General features: G+C 55.5%; 21 protein-coding genes and 1 pseudogene. 11 read left to right on the top strand and 11 right to left on the bottom strand.

Going from position 1 to position 24,289, the window contains the following annotated elements; translation table 11 throughout:
* The first annotated feature begins 32 nt into the window (after positions 1-32).
* The 4 genes from tkt to fba all read left to right on the top strand — a co-directional run bounded on the left by tkt (position 33) and on the right by fba (position 5,587).
* The gene (gene tkt / locus ACIDEJ_RS13190; RefSeq protein ID WP_411988529.1) at positions 33-2,027 is read left to right on the top strand and encodes a transketolase; all 1,995 of its coding nucleotides are present in this window, start codon (positions 33-35) and stop codon (positions 2,025-2,027) included.
* Between the two features lie 115 nt (positions 2,028-2,142).
* Positions 2,143-3,156, top strand: coding sequence for an erythrose-4-phosphate dehydrogenase (epd, locus tag ACIDEJ_RS13195; RefSeq protein WP_411988530.1), 1,014 nt, complete (start codon positions 2,143-2,145; stop codon positions 3,154-3,156).
* A 78-nt stretch (positions 3,157-3,234) separates the two neighbouring features.
* Positions 3,235-4,410, top strand: a complete 1,176-nt coding sequence (locus ACIDEJ_RS13200; RefSeq protein WP_411988531.1) for a phosphoglycerate kinase — start codon at positions 3,235-3,237, stop codon at positions 4,408-4,410.
* Positions 4,411-4,519: 109 nt separating this feature from the next.
* Entirely contained in the window at positions 4,520-5,587 is a 1,068-nt protein-coding gene (gene fba / locus ACIDEJ_RS13205) for a class II fructose-bisphosphate aldolase (RefSeq protein ID WP_411988532.1), read from the top strand.
* A 117-nt stretch (positions 5,588-5,704) separates the two neighbouring features.
* On the opposite strand, the pseudogene ACIDEJ_RS13210 reads toward fba, so the two are convergent.
* Positions 5,705-5,842, bottom strand: a pseudogene (locus tag ACIDEJ_RS13210) (excalibur calcium-binding domain-containing protein); the annotation flags it as partial.
* A 444-nt stretch (positions 5,843-6,286) separates the two neighbouring features.
* Positions 6,287-7,627 carry a Na+/H+ antiporter NhaC family protein gene (locus tag ACIDEJ_RS13215; protein WP_411988533.1) on the bottom strand — a complete coding sequence of 447 codons (1,341 nt, stop codon included), beginning with the start codon at positions 7,625-7,627 and terminating at the stop codon, positions 6,287-6,289.
* A 335-nt stretch (positions 7,628-7,962) separates the two neighbouring features.
* Between ACIDEJ_RS13215 and mpl the strand changes: the two genes are divergently transcribed.
* The 5 genes from mpl (at position 7,963) to ACIDEJ_RS13240 (ending at position 12,291) form a co-directional block, all read left to right on the top strand.
* On the top strand, positions 7,963-9,348 hold the full coding sequence (gene mpl, locus ACIDEJ_RS13220) for a UDP-N-acetylmuramate:L-alanyl-gamma-D-glutamyl-meso-diaminopimelate ligase (protein WP_411988534.1): 1,386 nt from the start codon (positions 7,963-7,965) through the stop codon (positions 9,346-9,348).
* Positions 9,345-9,971, top strand: coding sequence for a flavin prenyltransferase UbiX (locus ACIDEJ_RS13225; protein ID WP_411988535.1), 627 nt, complete (start codon positions 9,345-9,347; stop codon positions 9,969-9,971). Before mpl ends, ACIDEJ_RS13225 begins: the two co-directional genes overlap by 4 nt.
* Positions 9,972-9,978: 7 nt before the next feature.
* A complete protein-coding gene (gene hpt / locus ACIDEJ_RS13230) occupies positions 9,979-10,509 on the top strand; it encodes a hypoxanthine phosphoribosyltransferase (protein WP_411988536.1) in 531 nt (176 codons plus the stop codon).
* Between the two features lie 79 nt (positions 10,510-10,588).
* On the top strand, positions 10,589-11,524 hold the full coding sequence (locus ACIDEJ_RS13235; RefSeq protein ID WP_411988537.1) for an ABC transporter ATP-binding protein: 936 nt from the start codon (positions 10,589-10,591) through the stop codon (positions 11,522-11,524).
* Positions 11,521-12,291, top strand: coding sequence for an ABC transporter permease (locus tag ACIDEJ_RS13240; RefSeq protein WP_411988538.1), 771 nt, complete (start codon positions 11,521-11,523; stop codon positions 12,289-12,291). Before ACIDEJ_RS13235 ends, ACIDEJ_RS13240 begins: the two co-directional genes overlap by 4 nt.
* A 39-nt stretch (positions 12,292-12,330) precedes the next feature.
* Here ACIDEJ_RS13240 and ACIDEJ_RS13245 read toward each other — a convergent pair whose 3' ends face one another.
* From ACIDEJ_RS13245 to sfsA, 8 genes are all read right to left on the bottom strand, one after another.
* Positions 12,331-12,801, bottom strand: coding sequence for a DUF4124 domain-containing protein (locus ACIDEJ_RS13245; RefSeq protein WP_411988539.1), 471 nt, complete (start codon positions 12,799-12,801; stop codon positions 12,331-12,333).
* A 208-nt stretch (positions 12,802-13,009) separates the two neighbouring features.
* A complete protein-coding gene (gene panC / locus ACIDEJ_RS13250; RefSeq protein ID WP_411988540.1) occupies positions 13,010-13,855 on the bottom strand; it encodes a pantoate--beta-alanine ligase in 846 nt (281 codons plus the stop codon).
* Positions 13,856-13,877: 22 nt separating this feature from the next.
* Positions 13,878-14,672: a 3-methyl-2-oxobutanoate hydroxymethyltransferase gene (panB, locus tag ACIDEJ_RS13255; protein WP_411988541.1), complete on the bottom strand. Its 795-nt coding sequence runs from the start codon at positions 14,670-14,672 to the stop codon at positions 13,878-13,880.
* Between the two features lie 68 nt (positions 14,673-14,740).
* Positions 14,741-15,226 (bottom strand): 2-amino-4-hydroxy-6-hydroxymethyldihydropteridine diphosphokinase, encoded by a 486-nt coding sequence (gene folK / locus ACIDEJ_RS13260; RefSeq protein WP_411988542.1) that lies wholly within the window; start codon positions 15,224-15,226, stop codon positions 14,741-14,743.
* Between the two features lies 1 nt (position 15,227).
* Positions 15,228-16,544, bottom strand: coding sequence for a polynucleotide adenylyltransferase PcnB (gene pcnB, locus ACIDEJ_RS13265; protein WP_411988551.1), 1,317 nt, complete (start codon positions 16,542-16,544; stop codon positions 15,228-15,230).
* A gap of 186 nt (positions 16,545-16,730) precedes the next feature.
* The gene (gene gluQRS / locus ACIDEJ_RS13270) at positions 16,731-17,615 is read right to left on the bottom strand and encodes a tRNA glutamyl-Q(34) synthetase GluQRS (RefSeq protein ID WP_411988543.1); all 885 of its coding nucleotides are present in this window, start codon (positions 17,613-17,615) and stop codon (positions 16,731-16,733) included.
* Positions 17,616-17,674: 59 nt separating this feature from the next.
* Complete coding sequence (gene dksA, locus ACIDEJ_RS13275) at positions 17,675-18,118, bottom strand: RNA polymerase-binding protein DksA (protein ID WP_411988544.1); 444 nt, start codon at positions 18,116-18,118, stop codon at positions 17,675-17,677.
* Positions 18,119-18,270: 152 nt separating this feature from the next.
* Complete coding sequence (gene sfsA / locus ACIDEJ_RS13280) at positions 18,271-18,990, bottom strand: DNA/RNA nuclease SfsA (protein WP_411988545.1); 720 nt, start codon at positions 18,988-18,990, stop codon at positions 18,271-18,273.
* 171 nt (positions 18,991-19,161) lie between these two features.
* On the opposite strand from sfsA, the gene pepB reads away from it, so the two are divergent.
* The gene (pepB, locus tag ACIDEJ_RS13285) at positions 19,162-20,439 is read left to right on the top strand and encodes an aminopeptidase PepB (protein WP_411988546.1); all 1,278 of its coding nucleotides are present in this window, start codon (positions 19,162-19,164) and stop codon (positions 20,437-20,439) included.
* A 103-nt stretch (positions 20,440-20,542) separates the two neighbouring features.
* Here the strand turns inward: pepB and thpR are convergent, their stop codons facing one another.
* On the bottom strand, positions 20,543-21,193 hold the full coding sequence (gene thpR, locus ACIDEJ_RS13290; protein ID WP_411988547.1) for an RNA 2',3'-cyclic phosphodiesterase: 651 nt from the start codon (positions 21,191-21,193) through the stop codon (positions 20,543-20,545).
* Between the two features lie 14 nt (positions 21,194-21,207).
* On the opposite strand from thpR, the gene hrpB reads away from it, so the two are divergent.
* Positions 21,208-23,748, top strand: a complete 2,541-nt coding sequence (gene hrpB / locus ACIDEJ_RS13295; RefSeq protein WP_411988548.1) for an ATP-dependent helicase HrpB — start codon at positions 21,208-21,210, stop codon at positions 23,746-23,748.
* The last annotated feature ends 541 nt before the right edge of the window (positions 23,749-24,289 follow it).

Genomic DNA, 24,289 nt, shown 5'->3' on the forward strand with positions numbered 1-24,289 from the left:
ACCATTTTCAGACTCACTACGCAGGAGAAAGCATGTCTTCCCGTAAAGAACTCGCTAACGCTATTCGTGTGTTAAGCATGGATGCTGTGCAAAAAGCAAAATCCGGTCATCCAGGTGCCCCCATGGGCATGGCTGATATTGCAGAAGTCCTGTGGCGCGGACATCTGCGGCACAATCCTCAGGACCCCACATGGGCTAACCGCGACCGTTTCATCCTGTCTAACGGCCATGGTTCCATGCTGCTCTACTCCCTGCTGCACCTGTCTGGCTATGACCTGAGCATTGACGATTTGAAACAGTTCCGGCAGTTGCACTCCCGCACACCGGGCCACCCGGAATATGGCTATGCCCCAGGCGTGGAAACCACCACCGGCCCATTGGGGCAGGGCATTACCAATGCGGTCGGCATGGCCATTGCCGAAAAAGTGTTGGCAGCGCAGTTCAACCGCGAAGGGCACGACATCGTGGATCATCACACCTATGTGTTCATGGGTGACGGTTGCATGATGGAAGGCATCTCCCACGAAGCCTGCTCACTGGCAGGCACCTTGGGGCTGGGCAAGCTGATCGCCTTCTGGGATGACAATGGCATCTCCATTGACGGGCATGTGGAAGGCTGGTTCAGCGATGATACCGCCAAACGTTTTGAGGCATACGGCTGGCAGGTGATCCCGGCAGTGGACGGCCATGATGCCGATGCCATCAATGCCGCTATCGAGCAGGCCAAAGCCGACGCCCGCCCATCTCTTATTTGCTGCAAAACCACCATCGGTTACGGCTCGCCTAACAAGTCCGGCTCCCATGATTGCCACGGCTCACCACTGGGTGATGCCGAAATCGCCGCTACCCGCGAATTTTTGGGATGGACTCATGCGCCATTTGACATCCCGGCCGACATTTATGCCGCCTGGGATGCCAAGGCAGCAGGCAGTGCCGCTGAACGTGACTGGGATGCCAGCTTTGCCGCCTACGCCGCCGCTTACCCTGAACTTGCCAGTGAGCTGAAACGCCGTCTGAGCGGTGAACTGCCAGCGGATTTCGCGGCAGGCGCCCAAGCTTACATTGAACAGCTGCAAGCCAATCCTGCCAATATCGCGTCCCGTAAGGCCTCGCAAAACACCCTGGAAGCCTTTGGCAAGCTGTTGCCGGAATTCCTGGGCGGCAGCGCTGACCTGGCACCCTCCAACCTGACCATGTACTCCGCGTCCAAGTCCATCACCCCGGATGATGCCTGCGGCAACTACCTGCACTACGGGGTGCGGGAATTCGGCATGTCGGCCATCATGAACGGTGTGGCCCTGCATGGCGGTTTTGTGCCTTACGGCGCCACCTTCCTGATGTTCATGGAATACGCCCGTAACGCCCTGCGCATGGCCGCACTGATGAAACAGCGGGTGATTTTCGTCTACACCCATGACTCCATTGGCCTTGGCGAAGACGGCCCGACCCACCAGCCGGTGGAACAGACCTCCACCTTGCGCTTGATGCCCAACATGAGCACTTGGCGCCCTTGCGATCAGGTAGAATCCGCCATTGCCTGGAAATACGCCGTTGAGCGTCAGGATGGCCCTACCTCGCTGATTTTCTCCCGTCAGAACCTGACCCAGATGCCACGCACCGCCACCCAATTGGCCAATGTGGCCAAAGGCGGCTATGTGCTGGTGGACTGCGACGGCACGCCGGAGCTGATTTTGATTGCCACCGGCTCTGAAGTGGAACTGGCGGTAAAAGCCCAGGCAGAGCTGGCCCAGGCCGGTTACAAGGTGCGGGTGGTATCCATGCCGGCCACGGATGTGTTCGACAAACAGGATGCCGCCTACAAGGAAGCGGTACTGCCAGCGGCAGTGAGCAAACGGGTTGCGGTAGAAGCCGGCATTGCCGATTACTGGTACAAGTACGTTGGCCTCAATGGTAAAGTGGTAGGCATGACCACCTTTGGTGAATCAGCCCCTGCAGGCCAGCTGTTTGAAGAGTTTGGCTTTACCGTGGATAACGTGGTGGCCACTGCCAAATCCTTGTTGGCATAAGCCGTGACTGAACGCAAAAGCCTGACGGGCTTTTGTGTTCCTCGCCATTTATAACGGCCTGTCTTATGATAGGCCGTTGTTTTATTGCCCTGAAACAGAGGGAAACGAATTACTGATGATCAGAGTTGCTATCAATGGTTATGGCCGTATCGGCCGCTCAGTGTTACGGGCGCTCTATGAATCCGGCAAGCGCCAGCAGTTACAGATAGTGGCAATCAATGAGTTGGCCAAACCGGAAGCCATGGTACATCTGACCAATTACGACACCACCCACGGCCGCTTTTCCTTGCGGGCGAGTCTGGAGCAGGAACAGATGCAAGTGGGTAACGACAGCATCACGCTGCTGCATGAAACGGATGCCAGCAAACTGCCGTGGCAGGCATTGGGGGTGGATGTGGTGCTCGAATGCACCGGCGCGTTGCATGATCGCACCGCCTGCGCCGCTCACCTGCAGGCGGGGGCCGGCAAAGTGCTGATTAGCCATCCCGCCTCGGCAGATGTGGATGCCACCATTGTTTACGGCGTGAATGACGAGCTGCTGCGGCGCGAGGATACCGTGGTTTCCAACGCCTCTTGCACCACCAATTGCGTGATCCCGGTGATTGCCGAGCTGGACCGCCATCTGGGCATTCGCAGCGGCGCCATTACCACCATTCATGCCTCAATGAACGACCAGCAGGTGATTGACGCCTACCATGACGACTTGCGCCGTACCCGGGCGGCCAGCCAGTCGATTATTCCGGTGGATACCAAGCTGGCCCGCGGCATTGAGCGCATTCTGCCCCAGATGAAAGACAAGTTTGAAGCCATCTCGGTGCGGGTGCCCACGGTAAACGTGACCGCCATTGACGTGTCGCTCACGGTAAGCAAACGGGTGGACATCGCCACGGTCAACGGCATTTTGCAGGCAGCAACCCGCGGTCGCATGGAAGGGATTCTGGGCTTTACCGACGAGCCTTTGGTATCGTGTGACTTCAACCATGATCCCCGCTCCAGCATTGTGGATGGCACCCAGACCCGGGTCAGCGACGGGCATCTGATCAAGCTGTTACTGTGGTGCGACAATGAATGGGGCTTTGCCAACCGCATGCTGGATACGGCACTGGCCATGTTCCCGGCGGCAGAATGATTTACTGGGGTAAGGGCAGGGAAAGGCCGTTACCGTTAACAACCGCAAATATTTTTAGTTAAAACAGGAAGCATGAACATGACAATCATCAAAATGTCAGATTTGGACCTTCAGGGAAAGCGGGTGCTTATCCGCGAAGATCTCAACGTGCCGGTAGCTGATGGCGTGGTCACCAGTGACGCACGTTTGCGTGCCTCTTTGCCCACCATCAAACTGGCGCTGGAAAAAGGCGCCGCCGTAATGGTGATGTCCCATCTGGGGCGGCCCACAGAAGGTGAGTACAACCCGGAATTTTCCCTGCAGCCCGTGGTGGATTATCTGACCAAGGCGCTGGACTGCCCGGTGCGTTTGGTCACCGATTATCTTGATGGCGTTGCGGTTGCCGCCGGTGAAGTGGCGGTGTTTGAAAACGTCCGCTTCAACAAGGGTGAGAAGAAAAACGATGAAGCGCTGTCAAAGAAAATGGCCGCGCTGTGTGATGTTTACGTGATGGATGCCTTTGGCACCGCCCATCGCGCCCAGGCATCCACCCACGGTGTGGGCATGTTTGCCCCGGTGGCCTGCGCCGGCCCGCTGCTGGCAGCGGAGCTTGACGCGCTGGCCAAGGCCATGGACAACCCCAAACGGCCTCTGGTGGCCATTGTGGGCGGCTCCAAGGTATCCACCAAACTGACCGTGCTGGAAAGCCTGTCAAACATTGTGGATCAGCTGGTGGTGGGGGGCGGCATTGCCAACACCTTTATTGCCGCAGCCGGGCATAATGTGGGTAAATCCCTGTACGAAGCCGACTTGCTTGATGAAGCCAAACGCCTGGTGGCCAACGCCCAGAGCCGCGGCGGCGACATTCCGGTGCCCACCGATGTGGTGGTTGGCAAGGAATTCAGTCCCGATGCGGCGGCAACCCTCAAGGCCGTGGCCGATGTGGCCGATGATGACATGATTTTTGACATTGGCCCTGACAGCGCTGAAACCCTGGCGCAGATCATCATGAATGCCGGCACCATTGTATGGAACGGCCCGGTGGGCGTGTTTGAATTTGACCAGTTCGGCGCCGGCACCCAGCGCATTGCCAAGGCCATTGCCGAGTCGGCCGCGTTTTCCATTGCCGGCGGCGGTGATACCCTGGCCGCGGTGGATAAATACCAGATTGCCGACAAGGTGTCTTATATCTCCACCGGCGGCGGCGCCTTTTTGGAGTTCCTCGAAGGCAAGGAATTACCGGCCGTGGCCATGCTCAAGGCCCGTGGCAACTAACACCTGTACCAGATGATGTAAGCTGCCGGTGTTTACCGGCAGTGGCAGTAAAATTTATACCCAATTGGACCCGGGCAATAGATTTGCCCACAAAAGGAGAGAACAGATTATGGCTTTGATTTCCCTACGCCAGTTGCTGGATCACGCGGCAGAACACGGCTACGGTGTACCGGCTTTTAACGTCAACAACCTGGAGCAGATGCGTGCCATCATGCAGGCCGCTGAAGCCACGGACAGCCCTGTGATCGTGCAGGCGTCCGCCGGCGCCCGTAAATATGCCCGTCCCCAGTTCCTGAAATACCTGATGGCGGCAGCGCTGGAGCAGTATCCCGACATTCCGGTGTGTATCCATCAGGACCACGGCACCCATCCTGATGTTTGCCAGCGCTCCATTCAGCTGGGCATGTCTTCCGTGATGATGGACGGCTCACTGATGGCCGATGGCAAAACCCCCTCCACCTACGATTACAACGTGGATGTGACCCGCACCACCGTGGCGTTTGCCCATGCTTGCGGTGTGTCTGTTGAAGGTGAAATCGGTTGCCTTGGCAGCCTGGAAACCGGTACTGCCGGTGAAGAAGACGGTATTGGCGCCGCCGGCACCCTGAGCCACGATCAGATGCTCACCAGCCCTGACGAAGCCGCCCGCTTTGTGGCCGCCACCCACGTGGACGCGCTGGCCATTGCCATCGGCACCAGCCACGGCGCTTACAAATTCAGTCGCAAGCCTACTGGCGATGTGCTGCGCATTGACCGCATCAAGGAAATCCACGCCCGCATTCCCAACACCCATCTGGTCATGCACGGCTCTTCTTCCGTACCGCAAAAATGGCTGCAGATCATCAACCAGTACGGCGGTGACATTCCGGAAACCTACGGCGTGCCTGTGGAAGAAATCGTTGAAGGCATCAAGCACGGCGTGCGCAAGGTGAACATTGATACCGACCTGCGTTTGGCATCCACCGGTGCGGTACGTAAATTCCTGGCGGAAAACCCACGGGAATTTGACCCACGCAAATTCCTCAAAGCCTCCATGGATGCCATGGCAGAACTTTGTATGGAACGCTACGAAGCCTTTGGCTCTGCCGGCATGGCTTCCAAAATCAAGCCGCTGTCACTGCAGGCCATGTACAAGCGCTACCAGAGCGGTGAGCTGGCCCCTAAAGTCAACGGTTAATCCCTTAAGGTTATCGCGACATAAGCCCCTGTTTACATGCAGGGGCTTATTCGTTTCTTTGCTGAATATCCCTGCGGGTTTTCACGTGATGTTGCATGCCTCGTTATGGCTTATACGTTAAAAGCGGGAGTCATTTTCACAAGGCACACCATCATGATCGCCATCCATTTTGGTATTGGGGCAATTGTGGGTGAAATACTCAGCCTCTGTCCGGGAGGTCATTTGACTGCAGTATTGGCGTCCATCACATGAAAATCGTGGAGATTGAATATAATGCGAAGATTCTATTGCGTTTTCTGTGAATGATTCTGTATGAACAGGCGCAGGTTCATTGGTGGGTTTTTGGTAGTATTGCCACCCTGCGGCAATCACCAACGCTATTAATAACCACTTTCTCAACGTAAACATCCTTATTTAAGCGAAGTGATAACGCTACCGTCACGGGGCGAGGCGTAATGAGGTTCAGCTCAATGCGTTTTTTATGCGGAGCGACCGCGACTGGCTTTGTTCGTAGTTTTACAAAAATGCTAAAAATAATTTATACAAGCCAATAAGTTAGCATTGGCTTTCAGGTGGTGCCAACGGTTAATGCATGAAAAAAGCGAGGCGCTCTTGTCTCGCTGGGTGTTGAGAGTCACTGGGGACATGGCGCAGTCGCTACCCCTGGTCACGACTGTGCCACGTCTCCCAACCCGTATCTCACTGGCTGCGGGGGCGCAGGATAATCACCGCCACGGATACCAGCGGCAATATCATGCAGTACCAGACATTCGATACCGCCTCTATGGGGGAAATCTTGAAATGGGAGGCAATCAATAGCCCCTGGGCGCCGTAGGGAATGAGCCCCTGGATGATGCAGGCAAAAATGTCCAGCACGCTGGCAGCCCGTTTGGGGCTGACATTGTTGTTTTGCGCCAGCTCCCGGGCAATGTCGCCGTTAATCACGATGGACACGGTATTGTTGGCCACGCAGGTATTGGTAAAGGCCACCATGCCTGCCATGCCAAGCTCGGCGGCGCGACTGGAGTTGTTGTCGCGACTTTTGGAAAATTTGCCGATCAGTTTTTCAATGCTCTGGCTGATGAAGGCCAACCCGCCTTGCTGCTGCATCATGGCGGCAAGTCCGCCCACCAGCATGGACAGCACAAAAATCTCCTGCATGTTGCCAAAGCCCCGGTAGATATCGTTGGCAAAGGCCACAGCGCCATAGTCACTGGTGGTGATGCCCACCAAGCCGGCAAACAGTATTCCCAAGGTAAGCACCACAAACACGTTCACCCCGGCCACCGCCAGAATGAGAATGCTGATATAGGGCAATACCTTGACGACATCCACTGATTGCGGCGGCACACTGGCGCTACCGTTGGAAGCCAGGGCGAACAGCACCAGGGTGATGAGCGCTGAAGGAATGGCAAAAATCAGGTTTTCACGGAATTTGTCCCGCATGTAGCAGCCTTGGGTGCGGGTGGCGGCAATGGTGGTGTCGGAGATAATCGACAGGTTATCGCCAAACAGTGCGCCGGACATCACCGCCCCTGCCATCAAGGCCAGTTCGATATTGGCCTCCTCCGCAATTCCCAGCGCGATGGGCGCCATGGCGGCAATGGTGCCCATGGAGGTGCCCATGGCGGTGGCAATAAAGGCGGCAATCACGAAAAAGCCCGGCAGTAACAGCTGTGACGGAATGAATTGCAGCCCCAGTGCCACGGTGGCATCCACGCCGCCGGTGGCCTTGGCGACTGCGGCAAAGGCGCCAGCCAGCAGATAGATAAGGCACATGGCAATGATGTTGCTGTGACCAATGCCGGCCATGAAGGTGTCAAGGGTCTGGGCGAGTTTCTGCTTGGACAGCAGCACCGCCAGAATGATGGCTGGCAGTATGGCTACCGGGCTTGGCAGTTGGTAAAACGCCATGGCCACATCTTGGGACTGAAAATACAGTCCGGCACCAATGAATAACGCCAGAAATAACAGTAACGGTAACAGCGCCAGTGCTGATGGCGCCGGTGAAGAAGGTACAGTGGGGGTTTTCGTTGTCAAAATTCTGTTCTCGGTTTTTAGCTGTCTGGCGTCACTGCGGGCAGTGAGTCGACACTGTTACATATCACATCATGCATGTGTCATGGGTATCACATCATGTATGCCACGCCATGGCTGCACGGATGCAGCAGGTGACTTGCAGCATAGGGGATCTGACTTTGCCTGTCAATTTAGACGTCTAGATGTTTTTACTTCCAAAATGGCTGCGGTGGAATTTTCCCTTTAGCGGCCATTTTTCCCAGGGGCTCATCTTTGGCCGCTGACCTGTTGCAGCACTGACATTCCCGTTGCCAATGGGTAGAATAGTGGCCAGTTGTCATGGCAGGAACGGCGTTATGCACATACATATTTTGGGAATTTGCGGGACTTTCATGGGCGGACTGGCCATTTTGGCTAGGGCGATGGGGCATAAGGTCACTGGCGCGGATAGCAACGTTTACCCGCCCATGAGTACCCAGCTGCAACAGCAGGGGATTGAGCTTATCCAGGGCTTTGACCCGGCACAACTGGCGCCGGCGCCGGACCTGGTGGTGATTGGCAATGCCATGAGTCGTGGCAATCCCTGCGTGGAAGCCGTGCTGGCCCAGGGCTTGCGTTATACCTCCGGCCCCCAGTTCCTGCATGAGCACGTATTGCCGGGGCGTTGGGTGTTGGCGGTTTCCGGCACTCATGGCAAAACTTCCACCGCCAGCATGCTGGCGTGGATCTTGGAATCCTGCGGTTATCAGCCGGGCTTTTTAATCGGCGGTGTGCCGCGAAATTTCGGGGTGTCTGCCCGCTTGGGGGATTCACCCTTTTTTGTGGTGGAGGCCGATGAATACGACAGCGCCTTTTTTGATAAGCGTTCCAAATTCGTCCACTACCAGCCACGTACCCTGGTGATTAACAATCTGGAATATGATCATGCGGACATTTTTGACAATCTGGCCGCCATCCAGAAGCAGTTTCACCACCTGCTGCGCATTGTGCCCGGTAACGGCCGGGTGATTTGGCCCAAAGACAGTGCTGCCGTGGCGCAGGTGCTGCAACAAGGCTGCTGGAGTGAGCAGGAAACTTTCAGCCATACCCCGGATGCGGGTGACTGGTACGTGGCTCCCCTTAGCGAAGACGGCCACCATATGGCGCTGTTTTTGAAAGGCGAATCCCAAGGCACGTTGCAATGGTCGTTGCTTGGGCAGCACAACATGGAAAATGCCCTGATGGCGGTGGCTGCGGCCCGCCATGTAGGGGTGAAACCGGCTGACGCCCTCAGCGCGCTGGCGGATTTCATTCCGCCCAAACGGCGACTGGAGCTGATTGGCGATATTCACGGCGTGCAGGTGCTGGATGATTTTGCCCATCACCCCACCGCCATTGCCACCACGTTGCAGGGGCTGCGGGCCCAGGTGGGGGACGGGCGCATTACCGTGATCCTGGAGCCACGCTCCAACACCATGAAAAGCGGCGTGCACAAGGCCACGCTCGCCGCCTCCATGGCCAAGGCCGATAACGCCATTTTGTATCAGGCCGACAACATCGGCTGGGACATCGCCGCGGCCATGGCCCATGCGCCCATTCCGGTTACCGTGTTGTACAGCATTGATGAGGTGGTGGCACAAGCGGTGGCAAAGGCTCAGCCGGGCGATCATATCGTGATCATGAGTAACGGCGGTTTTGGCGGCATTCACGGCAAACTGCTCAGCGCACTCAATGACCGCTTTAACGGAGAGCAGCTCGGATGAAAACCATTAGCCTGGCCTGGACCGGCGCTTCCGGCGCCCCTTACGGCATGAAATTGTTGCAGTGTTTGCTGGCGGCAGATTTTCATGTGTTTTTGATGATCTCTTCCGCGGCCAGAGTGGTACTGGCCCAGGAGATGCAGTTAAAGCTGAGCGCCGCGCCGGAAAAAGCCACAGAGCAACTGCGCGCCTTGATGCCCACGACCGGCAAATTGCAGGTATTGGGCAAGGATGAATGGTTCTCTGCACCCGCATCCGGCTCGGCGGCGCCCCGGCAGATGGTGATTTGCCCTTGCTCCACCGGCACGCTGGCGGCGGTGGCTACCGGCATGAGCAATCACCTGCTGGAGCGGGCGGCGGATGTGGTGCTCAAAGAGCGGGGGCAGTTGATTTTGGTGCCAAGGGAAACCCCTTTTAGCAGCATTCACCTGCAACACATGCTGAGCCTGACCCAGGCCGGCGCGGTTATTTTACCGGCAGCGCCGGGTTTTTATCACCATCCCCAAACGGTTCAGGATCTGGTAGACTTCGTCGTCGCCCGGATTCTGGATCATCTGGGCGTGGAACATTCACTCACGGGCCGCTGGGGCTATGATCAGCCTGTTGGCGGTGGTACTGAAGATTGAGACAAGTATGAAACACACCATCGAAATGATGATCTCTGCCGAAGAGATTGATCGCAAACTGGATGAACTCGCCACACGCATCAACGCCCATTACCAGGATACCGACAAGTTGCTGATGGTGGGGCTGCTGAAAGGCTCCGTGGTCTTTATGGCCGATTTGTGCCGTCGCATCAAGGGCCATGTGGAAATCGACTTCATGTCCGTTTCCAGTTACGGCAGCACCATGAACAGCTCCCGGGATGTGAAAATCCTCAAAGACGTGCAGTCGGACATTGCCGACCGCCACGTGTTGATTGTGGAAGACCTCATCGACTCGGGCAACACCCTTAACAAGGTGCGGGAAATGCTCAGCCTGCGGGAGCCAAAAAGCCTGGCCCTGTGCACCTTGCTGGACAAACCGGACCGCCGGGAAGTGGATGTGCCGGTGGATTTTGTTGGCTTTACCATTCCTGATGAATTCGTGGTGGGCTATGGCATCGATTATGCCGAGCAATACCGCAACTTGCCCTATATCGCCCGGGTTATCCCTCAGGAGTAATCCCCTGCGGTGATTATGGCTTAAGCTCCAACTCCCGCCATGGCGGGAGTTTTGCTTTTCCCGACAAAGGACATGATTGATGACACAAGGCGTAGCGCTGACCCTGGAAAACCTGAAAAAAACCTATAAAGGCGGGGTGGAGGCAGTAAAAGGGATTAACCTGCAGGTGCAACAGGGGGATTTTTTCGCCCTGTTGGGCCCCAATGGTGCCGGTAAATCCACCACCATTGGGATTATCTGCTCATTGGTGCATAAAACCAGTGGCCGGGTACAGGTGTTTGAGCATGACTTGGACAAGGCGCTAGAGCAGGCCAAGCTGTGTATCGGCCTGGTGCCGCAGGAATTCAATTTCAACCAGTTTGAAACCGTATTGCAGATTGTGGTCAATCAGGCCGGTTACTATGGCGTGCCGCGCGCCGAGGCCTATCTTCGGGCAGAAAAATACCTGACCCAGCTGGACTTGTGGCAAAAACGCAATGCCAAGGCGCGGGAGTTGTCTGGCGGCATGAAACGGCGGCTGATGATTGCCAGGGCATTGATGCATGAGCCCAAACTGCTGATCCTGGATGAGCCCACTGCCGGGGTGGATATTGAACTGCGCCGCTCCATGTGGGAGTTTTTGCAGCGGATCAATCAGGCCGGCGTCACCATCATTCTCACCACCCATTATCTGGAAGAGGCGGAGATGCTGTGCCGCAACATCGGCATCATCGATCAGGGCGTTCTGGTGGAGTGCACCAGCATGAAGGCGTTGCTGGCCAAACTGGATATGGAAACCTTTGTGCTGGATCTCAAGCAGCCCCAGTCCCGCTTGCCCGAATTGGCAGGGTTGCAGGCCCGCTTGCTGGACAGCAACACCCTGGAGGTGGATGTGGCCAAATCCCACAGCCTCAATCAGGTGTTTGCCGCGTTGAGTGAGCAAGGCATCGAGGTGTTGTCCATGCGCAACAAAACCAATCGGCTGGAAGAACTGTTTGTGGAACTGGTGGAGCGAGACAAGGGAGCCCATGCATGAGACACCTGTACTTTATTGCGTTTAAAAGCATTGTTATCAAGGAAATCAATCGCTTCTCCCGCATCTGGGTGCAAACCCTGCTGCCACCGGCCATTACCATGACTTTGTATTTCCTGATATTCGGCCAGCTGGTGGGCAGCCGCATCGGGCAGATGGGCGGGGTTTCCTATATGGAATTCATCGCTCCCGGGCTTATCATGATGTCGGTGATCACCAACTCCTATTCCAATGTGGCCTCATCGTTTTTCAGCGCCAAGTTTCAGCGCAATCTGGAAGAGCTGCTGGTGGCGCCCGTGCCCCATTACGTGATGATTGCCGGTTACGTGGCAGGCGGGGTGACGCGGGGATTGCTGGTGGGATTGATTGTGACGCTGGTGGCGATGTTTTTTGTGGATTTGCACCTGCAACACCCGCTACTGGTGGTGATCACCGTGTTTTTAACCTCGGTGCTGTTTGCCCTCGGCGGACTGATCAATGCGGTGTTTGCCCGTAATTTTGACGATATCAGCATTATCCCCACCTTTGTGCTGACACCGCTGACCTATTTGGGCGGGGTTTTCTACTCTCTCACCCTGTTACCGGATTTCTGGCGCGGCGTATCGGCGTTGAATCCCATCGTTTACATGATTAACGTATTCCGCTACGGCTTTTTGGGCTTTGCCGACATCAGCGTGGGATTTTCGGTATCGGTGATTGTGGGGTTCTGTCTGGGGGCGTGGGCACTGGCATATTATCTGGTGTCCCGCGGCATTGGCCTGCGTACCTGACCGGAGAGATGTTCAGGCAGCCATTGGCAAGGGTAAGGATTATTCTGCCAGTTGCTGCCGGTATTGTTGCAGGCGTACCAGTGCGTCATGATTGTGCTGTTTCAGCGCGTCATAACGCAGATTGATTTTGTGTAGTTTTTCAATGAATTCCGGCGCCTGTTGCGGCGTGTCTTCCCAATAACGCTGCCGCTCCAGTTGTTCCAAATCGCTGGTCCGCCGTATTTCCAGATATTGCTGCTCTTGCTGCAACCTTTCTATTTCACTTTTCAGCCAGCGCTGTAACTGCGCTTCTGTCAGATCTTTTTGTGCCAGCATTGCCAGCAGGGGATCATCATATTTTGTGGGTGGCGGGGTTTCGGTGGCAAGACCGTAGTGGTACTCAATCTGGTGCTGTGTGTAGTTGGCCGGGCAGGGTAGCTGGCTGAAAATCACCTCATCATTGGCGATGCATTTATAGATGAGCTTGCTGTCCCCCGCCGTGGCAATACCGCTGGCAGAAGACAATAACATGATTAAACACAGTCCCTTAGTGGATAACATTCTTGCTCTTGGCCTCCATACACAATGGTGTCAATCATGCCGTATTTTTAGCCGCAAGGCTAGTTTGCATATTTACCTGGCGTGGGGGCAATGGGAAGCGGACGCTAAAAGCGTCGTAAATGGCAGGAAAAGGACAGGATGAATCACCAGCCACAGAGGGCTGGTGATGGTACAGCTGTTAACGGTTGAAGACCAGATTATCGATGAGTCTGGCTTTGCCAAGATAGGCGGCGGCAAGGATCACCAACTCCTTGTCGGTGTCAGTCACCGGTGCCAGCGTGTGAGCATGGCGTATTTCCACATAATCGGGACGCAAGCCTGCCTGTTGCAGGGCGGTGTTGGCATGAGCCAGTGCATCCGCAATGGTATTGCCATGTTGGATGCGCTCTGCCAAATCATCCAGCGTGCGTTTCAGTGCCGGTGCCTTGGCACGCTCTTCTGCGGTGAGATAGCCGTTACGGCTGCTCAGCGCCAGCCCGGAAGGCTCACGCACGGTATCCACGCCCATCACTTCCACGGGCATGGACAGGTCTTCCACCATGGTGCGGATGATTTGCAGCTGTTGGTAATCCTTGCGGCCAAACAGGGCGATGTCGGGCTGTACGATGTTGAATAGTTTGCAGACCACTGTGGCGGCACCGCGAAAGTGCCCCGGGCGGCTGGCACCGCATAGCTGATCTGACAGCCCCGGCACTTCCACATAGGTTTGGGTGGCCAGACCGTGGGGGTAGATGATTTCCGGTGTAGGCAAAAACAACAGCTCACAGCCGGCTTCCACCAGTTTTTGCTGATCGGCTTCCAGTGTGCGCGGATAACCGTCCAGATCTTCCTGGGGGCCAAATTGCAGCGGATTCACAAAAATAGAGGCGACCACATGATCCGCCCGGCGCGTCCCTTCGGTGATCAGACAGATGTGACCCGCATGCAGATTTCCCATGGTGGGCACAAAGGCGACGCTTTCACCCTTGTTTTTCCAGGTTTTTATCCGTGCGCGGATTTCCTCTATCTTGCTGGTTGTTAACATTTACGTAAGTATCCAAAGCTGTTCAGTTGAATGTATGTTCATCAGCAGGGAACACACCCTGTTGCACTTCCTCTATATAGGCGCGAATGGCAGCGCGGATATCACCGGTTTGCTTGAGGTAATTTTTGGAAAAACGGGGAATATAACCGGTGGAAATCCCCAGCACATCGTGCATCACCAGGATCTGGGCATCGGTGTCTTTGCCGGCACCAATACCGATAACCGGGATGCTCACGGCTTCAGTGACCGCTTTGGCAAGTGCCGCCGGGATGCATTCCAGTACCAGCAGCTGGGCGCCAGCGGCTTCAAAGCCTTTGGCTTCATCCATGATCCGCTGGGCATTGTCCTGATCCCGTCCCTGCACCTTGAAACCGCCAAACACATGGACGGACTGGGGCGTGAGACCGATATGGGCACAAACAGGAATGCCACGCTCGGTGAGCATTTTAACCGTTGGCATCAGCCAGTGACCGCCTTCCATTTTGACCATGCCGGCACCGGCCTGCATCAGCTTGGCACAGTTGCCAAGCGCCTGCTCCGGCGTGGCGTAAGACATGAACGGCAAATCGGCAATCAGCAGGGTACGGCTAATGCCACGGCGCACGCAGCGGGTGTGATAACACATGTCGTCGACACTGACCGGCAGGGTGTCATCCTGGCCTTGCAGTACCATTCCCAGGGAGTCGCCCACCAGCAGTACTTCAATGCCTTCTTCGTCAAAGGCTTTGGCAAAGCTGGCATCATAAGCGGTGAGTGCGGTGAACTTTTTACCTTCCTGCTTGTATTTCAGCAGGGTAGCAGTGGTGATTTTGGACATAAGCTTATCTTCCAAACACGTATGTGAACTGAGTTATACGCCATGCATAAGCCCTCTGACAATCAAGCTCAGGCGGGTGTCAGCCGTTGTAACGAAAGACGCATGGCATCATCGATCAAATCTTTGATTAATGTACCACAGGGCAGTTGTAACTTGGGGTTAAGTTCTGCCAGCGGTACCAGCACAAATGCTCGTTCTGTGAGGCCGTAGTGAGGTACCCGCAAGCGGGGAAGGTCAATGACGGCATCGCCATAAAGTAACAGATCCAGATCCAGTGTCCGTGGCCCCCAGCGTATTTCTCGCACGCGGCCTTGTTGTTGCTCAATCTGTTGCAGGGCATCAAGCAGTGCCAAAGGCGCCAGCTGGGTGTCAAGGCAGGCGACCGCATTAACATAATCCGGTTGGGGCACATCGCCCATGGGCGTGCTGCGATAAAAGGACGACACCTGCAATTGCCCGTTATCAGCAAGCTGGCCAAGGGCGCGGCAGGCTTGGGTTAATTGCTGCTGCGGATTTTCCAGATTGGCGCCCAATGCCACATAAACCTTGGGCATGTTATTCACTGGCTCCGGCACCATCGCCATCGCTGACTTTCCGGCGGCGTGGGCGGCGGCGCTGATTGGAATTGCGATTGCGCGAAGTGCCCTGGTTGCTGCCGCTGGCCAGTTGCTTGCGCTGCTCGTCATCGGCATCCACAAACTGTTGCCACCAGCTGGCCTGCTTGGCCAGATTGCCGCCTTCCGCATTGGCGCGCATCAGCAGCAAGTCATAAGCGGCGCGGAATTTGGGGTGCTCCAGCAATTTGAAGGCCCGGCCGCCTTTTGAACGTTCAAAACGCAGTTGCAGTTGCCAGATGTCCCGGGCGGGGGTACTGAAGCGCCGGGGAATGCTGATGCTTTGGCACTGCTGTTCCAATACATCACCCATGGCGGCATAAAAGGCATCATAACGGGTGAGGCCGCTTTCCAGGGCAATGTCCTGGGCTCTGGACTGTAGCGGATACCATAGCAGCGCGGCAAAAAAGTAAGCGGGCGTAACCGGCTTGTCTTCCAGAATGCGGGCATCGGTATTGTGCATCACTTCGGTGAGCATGCGCATGGCAGGCCCTTTGGGGCTGTCCTTGAGCTGGGCTTCCACCAGTGGGAACAATGGTTCAAACAGGTGGTATTCCCGCATCAGACGCAGGTTTTGTCCCGCTTTACCGGCAAAAAACAGCTTCAGCACTTCTTCATACATGCGTGCTGCCGGAATGTCTTTGAGTAACGGTGCCAGCGGTTTGATGGGGGCTGCGGTTTGTGGGTCAATCTTCATGCCCAGCTTGCCGGCAAACCGCACCGCGCGCAGCATGCGCACCGGATCTTCCCGGTAACGGGTTTGCGGATCGCCAATCAGGCGCAAGACGCGATTTTGCAGATCGTGCACGCCACCGCCATAACTGCGGATGCTGTAGTCCTTGATGTCGTAATACAGGGCATTGACGGTAAAGTCGCGGCGTTCGGCATCCTGATCAATATCGCCATACACGTTATCGCGTAACAGGCGTCCTGCGGCGTTGGTCTTGGAGGTGGTTTCATTGCCGTCGGCGTGATGACCACGGAAGGTGGCCACTTCAATCACGTCCCGGCCAAAAACGATATGAGCCAGCCGGAAACGGCGCCCTACCAGACGGCAGTTGCGGAACAGCTTTTTAATCTCTTCCGGCGTGGCATTGGTCACCACATCAAAATCTTTCGGTTCCAGCCCCAGCAGCAGATCGCGCACGCCGCCCCCCACCAGATAGGCCTGGTAGCCGGAGTTGTGCAGGCGATACAACACCTTCAGCGCGTTGGCACTAATTTGTTTGCGGGATATGGTATGACCATCACGGGGGATGATCTCTAGGCTCAAGCCTGTGTCTGTATTGGCTTCTTCTGGAAGTTCGGCGCTTGGACTCTCGTCAAACAACTGCTTACAGAACTGTGTGATACGGCGAAAAATAGGGCACCTCTGACATCTGATCACAAAGTTTGGGAATAAAACTGGCGGCTATCATATACCAATTAACCGGGGATGAGTATATCAGTCGCTGATGAGGCGTTCCGTTTGTTTGGGGATGCGCGCCATATCAAATTGTGCCACGGCCTGGGCCAGCATGCGCTCTGACGTGTCGTCAATCACCGCCGCTTGCCCCAAAAATGCCAGTGCTTGTTGCAGTGCCAGATGGGGCCGTTTTTTATCCAGCGCCTGGGCGTGGTTTTGTTTGGACAGCTTGAACCCCTGTCGCAGGCAGGCCAGTGGCAGGTGCAAAAAGGCAGGCGTGGGCAATTGCAGTTGCCGGTACAGGCTGAGCTGACGGCAACTGGCCTCCAGCAAGTCGGCCCCGCGCACAATCTCGGTGACGCCCTGATGGGCATCATCCAGTACCACGGCCAGTTGGTAGGCGTAAAGCCCGTCACTGCGCAAAATGATGAAGTCTTCACCGGCAAAGCTTTGGCTGACATGAATGCTGCCCAGCAGTTGATCCTCAAAAGCGGCCACTTTTTGGGTGTTGTGCAATCGCACGGCGCCTTCCGTCAGCCCAAGGTGACGACAGTGGCCGTTGTAAATCCCGTGCATGTTTTGCTGAATTTCCCGGCGGCTGCACTGGCAAAAATAGGCATCGCCCTGTTGCAGCAAGCGGTCGATACACTGCTGATAGGCATCAAAACGCTGGCTTTGGTATAGCACCCGGTTATCCCAGTAAAGGCCGTAATTTTCCAGAGTGTTGCGGATATCGTCAGCGGCGCCTTCCACGGCACGGGGCGGGTCAATATCTTCAATGCGCAGCAACCATTGGCCGTGGTTGGCTTTGGCACGCAAATAACTGCCAAGGGCGGCAATCAGTGAGCCAAAGTGCAGCGGGCCGGAGGGCGAGGGAGCAAAACGTCCCACATAAGCAGGTGTTGAGCCGGAGGTGATCTTCATAACGTGAGCAGCGGTAACAGCAGCGCGGGGATTGCTCCCCGCGAAGGGCGTGGCAGGGATTAACCCGCCATCTGTTTTTCTTTGATTTCAGCGAGTGTCTTACAGTCAATGCACAAATCGGCAGTAGGACGGGCTTCCAGACGGCGGATGCCAATTTCCACGCCGCAGGATTCACAATACCCGAAATCGTCGTCTTCAATCTTTTTCAGGGTTTTTTCGATCTTCTTGATCAGTTTGCGTTCACGGTCACGGGCGCGCAATTCAAGACTGAATTCCTCTTCCTGCGCGGCTCTGTCCACCGGATCAGGGAAGTTGGCGGCTTCGTCCTGCATGTGCGTTACGGTACGATCAACTTCGTGACGCAACTGTTTACGCCAGGCTTCCAGAATGGCCTGAAAGTGAGCCAGTTGTTTGGGGTTCATGTACTCCTCACCAGGTTGTTCCTGATAAGGACTCAGACCAGCGATAGCGAGTACACCAAGTGTTTTAGTGCCTTCGGGCATAACGCATCTCCTGTTTCCATTTGCGTCATAGGGCGTTTTTGAGAACGGCCGCTATCTATAGCAGAATCTTTTTACCTAGGCAAACATTTCCAAAAATGAGTGAGCATATATTTGAATATGTCTGCTAATTTCCTTTTGAGCAAATTTTTACGTTATTTTTCCCTGTTTTCCGTCACAAAGGGTAATCGGGCATCTACCTGAAAATTCTGTGGACTCAGGGATGTGGCATATACCAGAACCTCCACTCCATGGGTTATTGCTTGCGTCAGTAAATCTGCATAATCCGGGTCTATATGCCGCGCTGCCGCGACTTTTTTTATGCCTGTGTGCTGAGCGACGAACATTAGCACTCCTCGCTGGCCTTTTTCCACTACTGTCATCAATTCCCGCAGATGTTTTTGCCCCCGCTGGGTGACTGCGTCGGGAAAATAACCACAATCGCCTTGCAGCAGGGTGGCGCTTTTCACTTCCACATAACAATCGGGTCGGTTATCGTCGCTGAGCAATATGTCAATACGACTATTTTCTTCACCATAACGCACTTCCCGGCGCAAATGGCTGTACCCCTGCAGCTCGCTAATCACGCCTCGGCGGATCCCCTCTTCTGCCAGTTCATTGGCCCGGTTGGTGTTGATGCCTATCATCTCGCCTTGAGGGTTTTGCATCAGCTCCCAGGTGCCCGGACATTTGCGTTTGGGATTGTCCGACAGGGAATACCAGACGGTTTCTCCGGGGAACTGGCAGTTGGTCATGGCGCCGGTATTCGGGCAGTGCAGGGTGATTTCCCGGCCTTCGGCCAGACGCACATCGGCCAAAAAGCGTTTATAGCGTTTTAACAGCACCGCCGGCTGTAAAGGAGGATTGAACTGCATATCCCTAATACCCCTGATTTGCCACTTTTCCAAAAATCCAGGCGCCACAGCCTAGCAGGCTTTGACGGGCGCCTCAAATATCCCCCGCAGCACGGCTTTAGCCTGCTTGAGCAATGCTATACACTGGCAGGCACAGGTACCTGACCGTACCGATTGAAACAAGGAACAATCATGGATCAAATAATGAAGGTGGTGCTGACTGATCAGCCAGCGGCTGCCGTATGGGGCAAGGCGGTACTGAGTTTTACCGGAGACGGCGCCCTTATCCACCTGGCAGATGACATGCCGTTGCGGGGGATCCAAAAAGCGGCCCGTAAGCTGCGCAATCAAGGGGTGAATAGTGTGCAACTGACAGGCCAGCTGTGGGATGCCGCGCGCCAGTGGGCTTTTCATCAGGGCTTTGTGACGGCCAAAGGCGGTCATCATATTCACTGGTGCGGCAGTGATGCCGAACAGCAAGAGCTGCAACTGCGGGCCGATTGCGGCAACTTTGCCCGGCAACTCATCAACGAAACTCCGGAAAACCTGCCGCCGGTAAAACTGGCACTGGCAGTGGCCGCCTGGTTGCAGCAACTGGGCGGTGAGCACATCAGTTACCGGATTGTTGAAGGCGAAGAGTTACTGGCACAGCAATGGGCCGGCATTTATGCCGTGGGCCGCGGCAGCGAACGGGCGCCGGCATTGCTGGAGCTGGATTACAACCCGGCCGGGCAGGATGCGCCGGTAGCGGTGGCCCTAGTGGGTAAGGGCATCACTTTTGACTCCGGTGGCTACAGCCTCAAAGCCTCCCAGGGCATGTTGGGCATGAAGGCGGATATGGGCGGTGCTGCCACCGTGGCGGCAGCGCTGGGGCTGGCCATTCAGCGTGGGCTCAACAAGCGGGTCAAACTGTTTTTGTGCTGCGCGGAAAACCTGGTCAGCGGCCATGCCTACAAGCTGGGCGATATCATCACCTATAAAAACGGCACAACGGTTGAAGTGGTCAATACCGATGCAGAAGGGCGGCTGGTGCTGGCTGATGGCCTGCAAGCCGCCACTGAAGCAGGTGCCGGGTTGATCATTGATGCCGCCACTCTGACCGGCGCTGCGGTAATGGCGGTGAGCCAGCATTACAATGCCATTTTCTCCCCGCAAAAAGCGGTATTGCAGTTGGCAGCGGAAAAAGCCGACGCCGTGGCCGAACACGTTTGGCCTTTGCCGCTGGAGCCATGGCATAAAGAGATGTGTCCGTCAGATTATGCGGATACCGCCAACAGTCGTCCGGTAAAAGGTGGCGGCGCCGGTGGAGCATCCAATGCGGCGGCGTTTTTGTGGCGTTTTGTGGGCAAGGACATCCCTTGGCTGCATATGGACTTGGCGGCTGCCTTTGAAGATGATGCCAATGCACTGTGGGCGGCAGGTGCCACCACCCACGGCATGCTGACAGTGGCAGAACTGTTGATGGATTAAGTTGTTGCCTGACCCGTGAAAAGCCGCGTTGATAGCGGCTTTTTTGTGCCTGCAATAAACTGTCAGCCGTTTGTCAGTGCCCAGAATCCCCGTTTTGCGGGCATCAGGCCAGCAGTGGCCAGCGCTGTAACACCTGATAACGAACGCCTTCGGGCTGGCTTATGGAGGCATACAGATTAAGATGACGGGGAGACAAGCACAGCGGCGCGGCACTGATGGCATCAGGGGCTGCATTAACATGGCGTAACAGCGTGACGTGGGGGCGATAGCATAACGCCTGCTTGGCCAACGCCAGTCTGGCTGACAATGCGGCGGCGGCATTGGCCAATGTGAGCAGTGGCTCCGTGGCAACGCCGGTCAGGCATAATATCCGCGGCTTTGGCCAGTGCTCCAGCGGTGTGAGGGTAAGCACAAATTCTTTAAGCGGCAATGCTGGAATTTCACGTACCAGTTGCTGGCGGATGTTGTCCGTGGTCTGCCCCAAAAAAGCCAGGGTCAGGTGCAGGTTGTCAGCCGATACTGGACGCGCCTTGGGCATTTGGGTTAAACAGCGTTGCTGCAACTGCTGTAATTGCCGGGTCTGCCGGGCGGGTACGGCAAACCCTAAGAATAACCGCTGTGCGGGCAGGTTGCTCATCCGCTGTTCCCGTTGTTCGTTGATGGGGGCATCATAAGCGTCCATAGCCGTTTTCACCAGCGTTGCGGTTAGCCAGCGCCGCGGAAACTCGGTACACTTAAGGCTTGTTTTCATCATTCTTTAAGCCCAATTTGAACGCACTTCCCATACAGGCACTGTTACCCGCATTACGCCAGGCATTGGCGTCCAACCATCAAATCATTCTGGAAGCGCCCACCGGTGCCGGCAAATCAACCGCCTTGCCTTTTGCCATGCTGGACTGGCCGGAAATCTCCGGACGGATTTTGATGCTGGAGCCCCGTCGGGTGGCGGCTCGCAGTATTGCGGCGTATCTGGCGCAGTGCCGCGGGGAAGCTTTAGGGCAGCGCATCGGTTTTCGGGTACGCGGCGAAACCCGTATCAGCAGCAATACCCGGCTGGAGATTATCACCGAGGGCATCCTCACCCGCATGATCCAGCAAGACCCCACGCTTGACGGGGTGAGCATGGTGATTTTTGATGAAATCCACGAGCGCCATCTGACCACGGATGTGGGGCTGGCACTGGCGCTGGAGGTACAGGCATCATTTCGGGAAGATCTGCATATTTTAGCCATGTCTGCCACCTTGCAGGGGTTGGCGCTCAGCAACTTGATGCCGGATGCCGTAACACTTTGCAGCGAAGGGCGCAGTTTCCCGGTGACATTGGGGTACCGGGCGGTTACCAATCAGGTGCAGGGACATGGCGCGCTGCCTACCTGGCTTAGCCATATGGGCAAAATTATTGTGAGTATGATGACAGGAAATGATGACATTGAAGGGCTGTCTGCTGCGCAGCAACAGGGGGCTTTATTGGCCTTTTTGCCGGGGCGGGCGGAAATTGAAAAACTGCAGGCCTATTTGGCCACAAGGTTGCCAAAGGATGTGCGCATCTGCCCGTTGTATGGCAATTTGCCCGCCAAACAGCAAGATGCCGCCATTGCCCCCCCTCAAGGTGGTGAGCGTAAACTGGTGCTGGCCACCAACGTGGCAGAGTCCAGCCTCACCATTGAAGGCATTACCATGGTGGTGGACAGCGGTTATCGGCGCCAGGCCAGCTTCAACGCCCGTACCGGCGTGACCCGGCTGGAGCTGAAACGCATCAGTCAGGCGTCGGCCCAGCAGCGTGCCGGCCGTGCCGGGCGTCTTTGCGCCGGTTTTTGCATGCGTTTGTGGTCACAGGAAGAACAGGGGCGTCTGGCAGCGGCTGATGAGCCGGAAATCCAATGTGGCGATTTGCTGCCGGCAGTGCTGGAAGCCGCTAACTGGGGTGTTACCTCTCTGGCACAGCTACCCTTGTTGAGTGCACCCAACGGGGCAAATGAAGCTGCCGCTTGGGCGCTGTTACAGTCGCTGGCATTGGTTGACGGACAGCACAAACTCACGGCTCACGGCCGCGCGGCTTATCCGCTGGCAACTTCGCCAAGGTTGGCTCACATGCTGCTCAAGGCTGAAGCGCTGGCCAGCGACCGGGGTGAACCCCAATTGCTGGGGCTTGCCTGTTTGCTGGTGACCTTGCTGGAAGCGCGCGGGCTTAGCGGCACAAGCTGCGACGTGCAGGAGCGCTTGCCCCATCTTTTGCAAAGCGCCGACAAACAGCAAGCCCGGCGCTGGCTCAGCCACTACCGGTTGGCCGCATCCCCCGCGGAGTATCTTAAAGGCGCCAATCAGCATGACATTGCCTGGCTGCTGGCACTGGCCTTTCCTGATCGCATTGCCAAATCCCGGGGAACCTCCGGCTTTGTGCTGGCCAATGGCACCGGTGTCACGCTGGACAGCCAAGAGGCGCTTGCCAGCGCACAGTGGCTGGTGGTGGCGGATTTCCAGGAAATGCAAGGCCGCAGCAGTGGCCGGGTGTATCTGGCGGCAAGGCTGCCTGCTGCATTGCTGGAAAAAGAGCTGGCTTGTCTTTGTCACTGGCAGAACGTGGCTGGCTGGGACGATGCCAAGGCGCGCTTTTATGCCGAACGGCAATGGCGGTTGGGGCAGTTAATCTTGAAACGGGAACCCCTGCCCACCATTGATAACGCATTAAAAAGCGAGGCATTACTGGCATTGATCCGCCAACGCGGCTTAGGCGTGCTGGACATGAATGATGGCGTAAGGCAATTGCAGTTCAGGCTGCAAATCGCCAATGCCGCTGCTCCTGAACAGTTCCCTGACAGCAGCGACAACACGCTTTTGGAAACACTGGAGCAATGGCTCTCGCCCTACCTTGACGGCATCTCCCAGCTGAAACAGCTTGCATCACTGGACATCTACCCGCTGTTGCTGAATCGTTTGTCTTGGGAGGCTCAGCAACAATTGGCGCAGTGGCTGCCCACCCGCTGGCACATGGCAACCGGTACCCATGCGCCCATTCGTTACGATGAAAATGGCCGGGCCTTGCTGAGTGTGCGCTTGCAGGAAGCATTGGGCATGTCAGACAGCCCCCGTTTATTGCGGGGCAAGCTCATCGTTACCATGGAGTTATTGTCCCCGGCGCGGCGACCGCTGGCATTAACCGCCGACTTGGCCAGTTTTTGGCACGGACCATACACCGAGGTGAAAAAAGAGATGCGTGGGCGCTATCCCAAACATTTATGGCCGGATGATCCTGCCAACACATTGCCGACCAAATACACCAAAAAAAGAGCTGCCATGAAACCCTCCTAATGCTTGTAAAGGTGCACTATACATCTGAAATCCATCATCTGTTTTGAGCAAAATAGTGATTACGGTGGCACAGTCACACTGGGATACTGCGCTATCGAATGTTGCTTGTTGTTCTTTTTATGCCTTGGCTGTACATGCCATGAGTGGCAGTGCTAATGATAAAATCAGTAATACCTTGCCTAAGGCAATGGCTCTTTTTGCCCATAAGCACTTGCCATAATAAACAACATCTAATATTTAAATTGTTAATAAATTTAATAATGGTTTTATTTTTCAAATACCAATAAGTATGAATTTTGAAAATTTAATTAAGGCAATGTTTCTTTTCTTTTTTTACTTACATAACTTGGTTATGTGATATGGATCTTGATCTGTCCAGCTGATATTTACAAAAACTTACATAGCAATATAAAGTCGTAATGGTTTTATAATCAATCCATAACTGTACATATTTTAAACATCAATACTGAATAATCAGTATATGTTTTAAAATCGTTAAAAATCATATCAGATTAAAATTTTTTATTTTTACAACTATTTT

Origin of the sequence: Shewanella mytili (assembly GCF_046765975.1) — a bacterium.
Classification (GTDB): Bacteria; Pseudomonadota; Gammaproteobacteria; order Enterobacterales; family Shewanellaceae; genus Shewanella; species Shewanella mytili.

Bases quoted from the DNA above. Each gene is read 5' to 3' on its own strand.
- tkt (WP_411988529.1), top strand. From the start codon at position 33: ATGTCTTCCCGTAAAGAACTCGCTAACGCTATTCGTGTGTTAAGCATG.
- epd (WP_411988530.1), top strand. From the start codon at position 2,143: ATGATCAGAGTTGCTATCAATGGTTATGGCCGTATCGGCCGCTCAGTG.
- ACIDEJ_RS13200 (WP_411988531.1), top strand. From the start codon at position 3,235: ATGACAATCATCAAAATGTCAGATTTGGACCTTCAGGGAAAGCGGGTG.
- fba (WP_411988532.1), top strand. From the start codon at position 4,520: ATGGCTTTGATTTCCCTACGCCAGTTGCTGGATCACGCGGCAGAACAC.
- mpl (WP_411988534.1), top strand. From the start codon at position 7,963: ATGCACATACATATTTTGGGAATTTGCGGGACTTTCATGGGCGGACTG.
- ACIDEJ_RS13225 (WP_411988535.1), top strand. From the start codon at position 9,345: ATGAAAACCATTAGCCTGGCCTGGACCGGCGCTTCCGGCGCCCCTTAC.
- hpt (WP_411988536.1), top strand. From the start codon at position 9,979: ATGAAACACACCATCGAAATGATGATCTCTGCCGAAGAGATTGATCGC.
- ACIDEJ_RS13235 (WP_411988537.1), top strand. From the start codon at position 10,589: ATGACACAAGGCGTAGCGCTGACCCTGGAAAACCTGAAAAAAACCTAT.
- ACIDEJ_RS13240 (WP_411988538.1), top strand. From the start codon at position 11,521: ATGAGACACCTGTACTTTATTGCGTTTAAAAGCATTGTTATCAAGGAA.
- ACIDEJ_RS13245 (WP_411988539.1), bottom strand. From the start codon at position 12,801: ATGTTATTGTCTTCTGCCAGCGGTATTGCCACGGCGGGGGACAGCAAG.
- panC (WP_411988540.1), bottom strand. From the start codon at position 13,855: ATGTTAACAACCAGCAAGATAGAGGAAATCCGCGCACGGATAAAAACC.
- panB (WP_411988541.1), bottom strand. From the start codon at position 14,672: ATGTCCAAAATCACCACTGCTACCCTGCTGAAATACAAGCAGGAAGGT.
- folK (WP_411988542.1), bottom strand. From the start codon at position 15,226: ATGCCCAAGGTTTATGTGGCATTGGGCGCCAATCTGGAAAATCCGCAG.
- gluQRS (WP_411988543.1), bottom strand. From the start codon at position 17,615: ATGAAGATCACCTCCGGCTCAACACCTGCTTATGTGGGACGTTTTGCT.
- dksA (WP_411988544.1), bottom strand. From the start codon at position 18,118: ATGCCCGAAGGCACTAAAACACTTGGTGTACTCGCTATCGCTGGTCTG.
- sfsA (WP_411988545.1), bottom strand. From the start codon at position 18,990: ATGCAGTTCAATCCTCCTTTACAGCCGGCGGTGCTGTTAAAACGCTAT.
- pepB (WP_411988546.1), top strand. From the start codon at position 19,162: ATGGATCAAATAATGAAGGTGGTGCTGACTGATCAGCCAGCGGCTGCC.
- thpR (WP_411988547.1), bottom strand. From the start codon at position 21,193: ATGATGAAAACAAGCCTTAAGTGTACCGAGTTTCCGCGGCGCTGGCTA.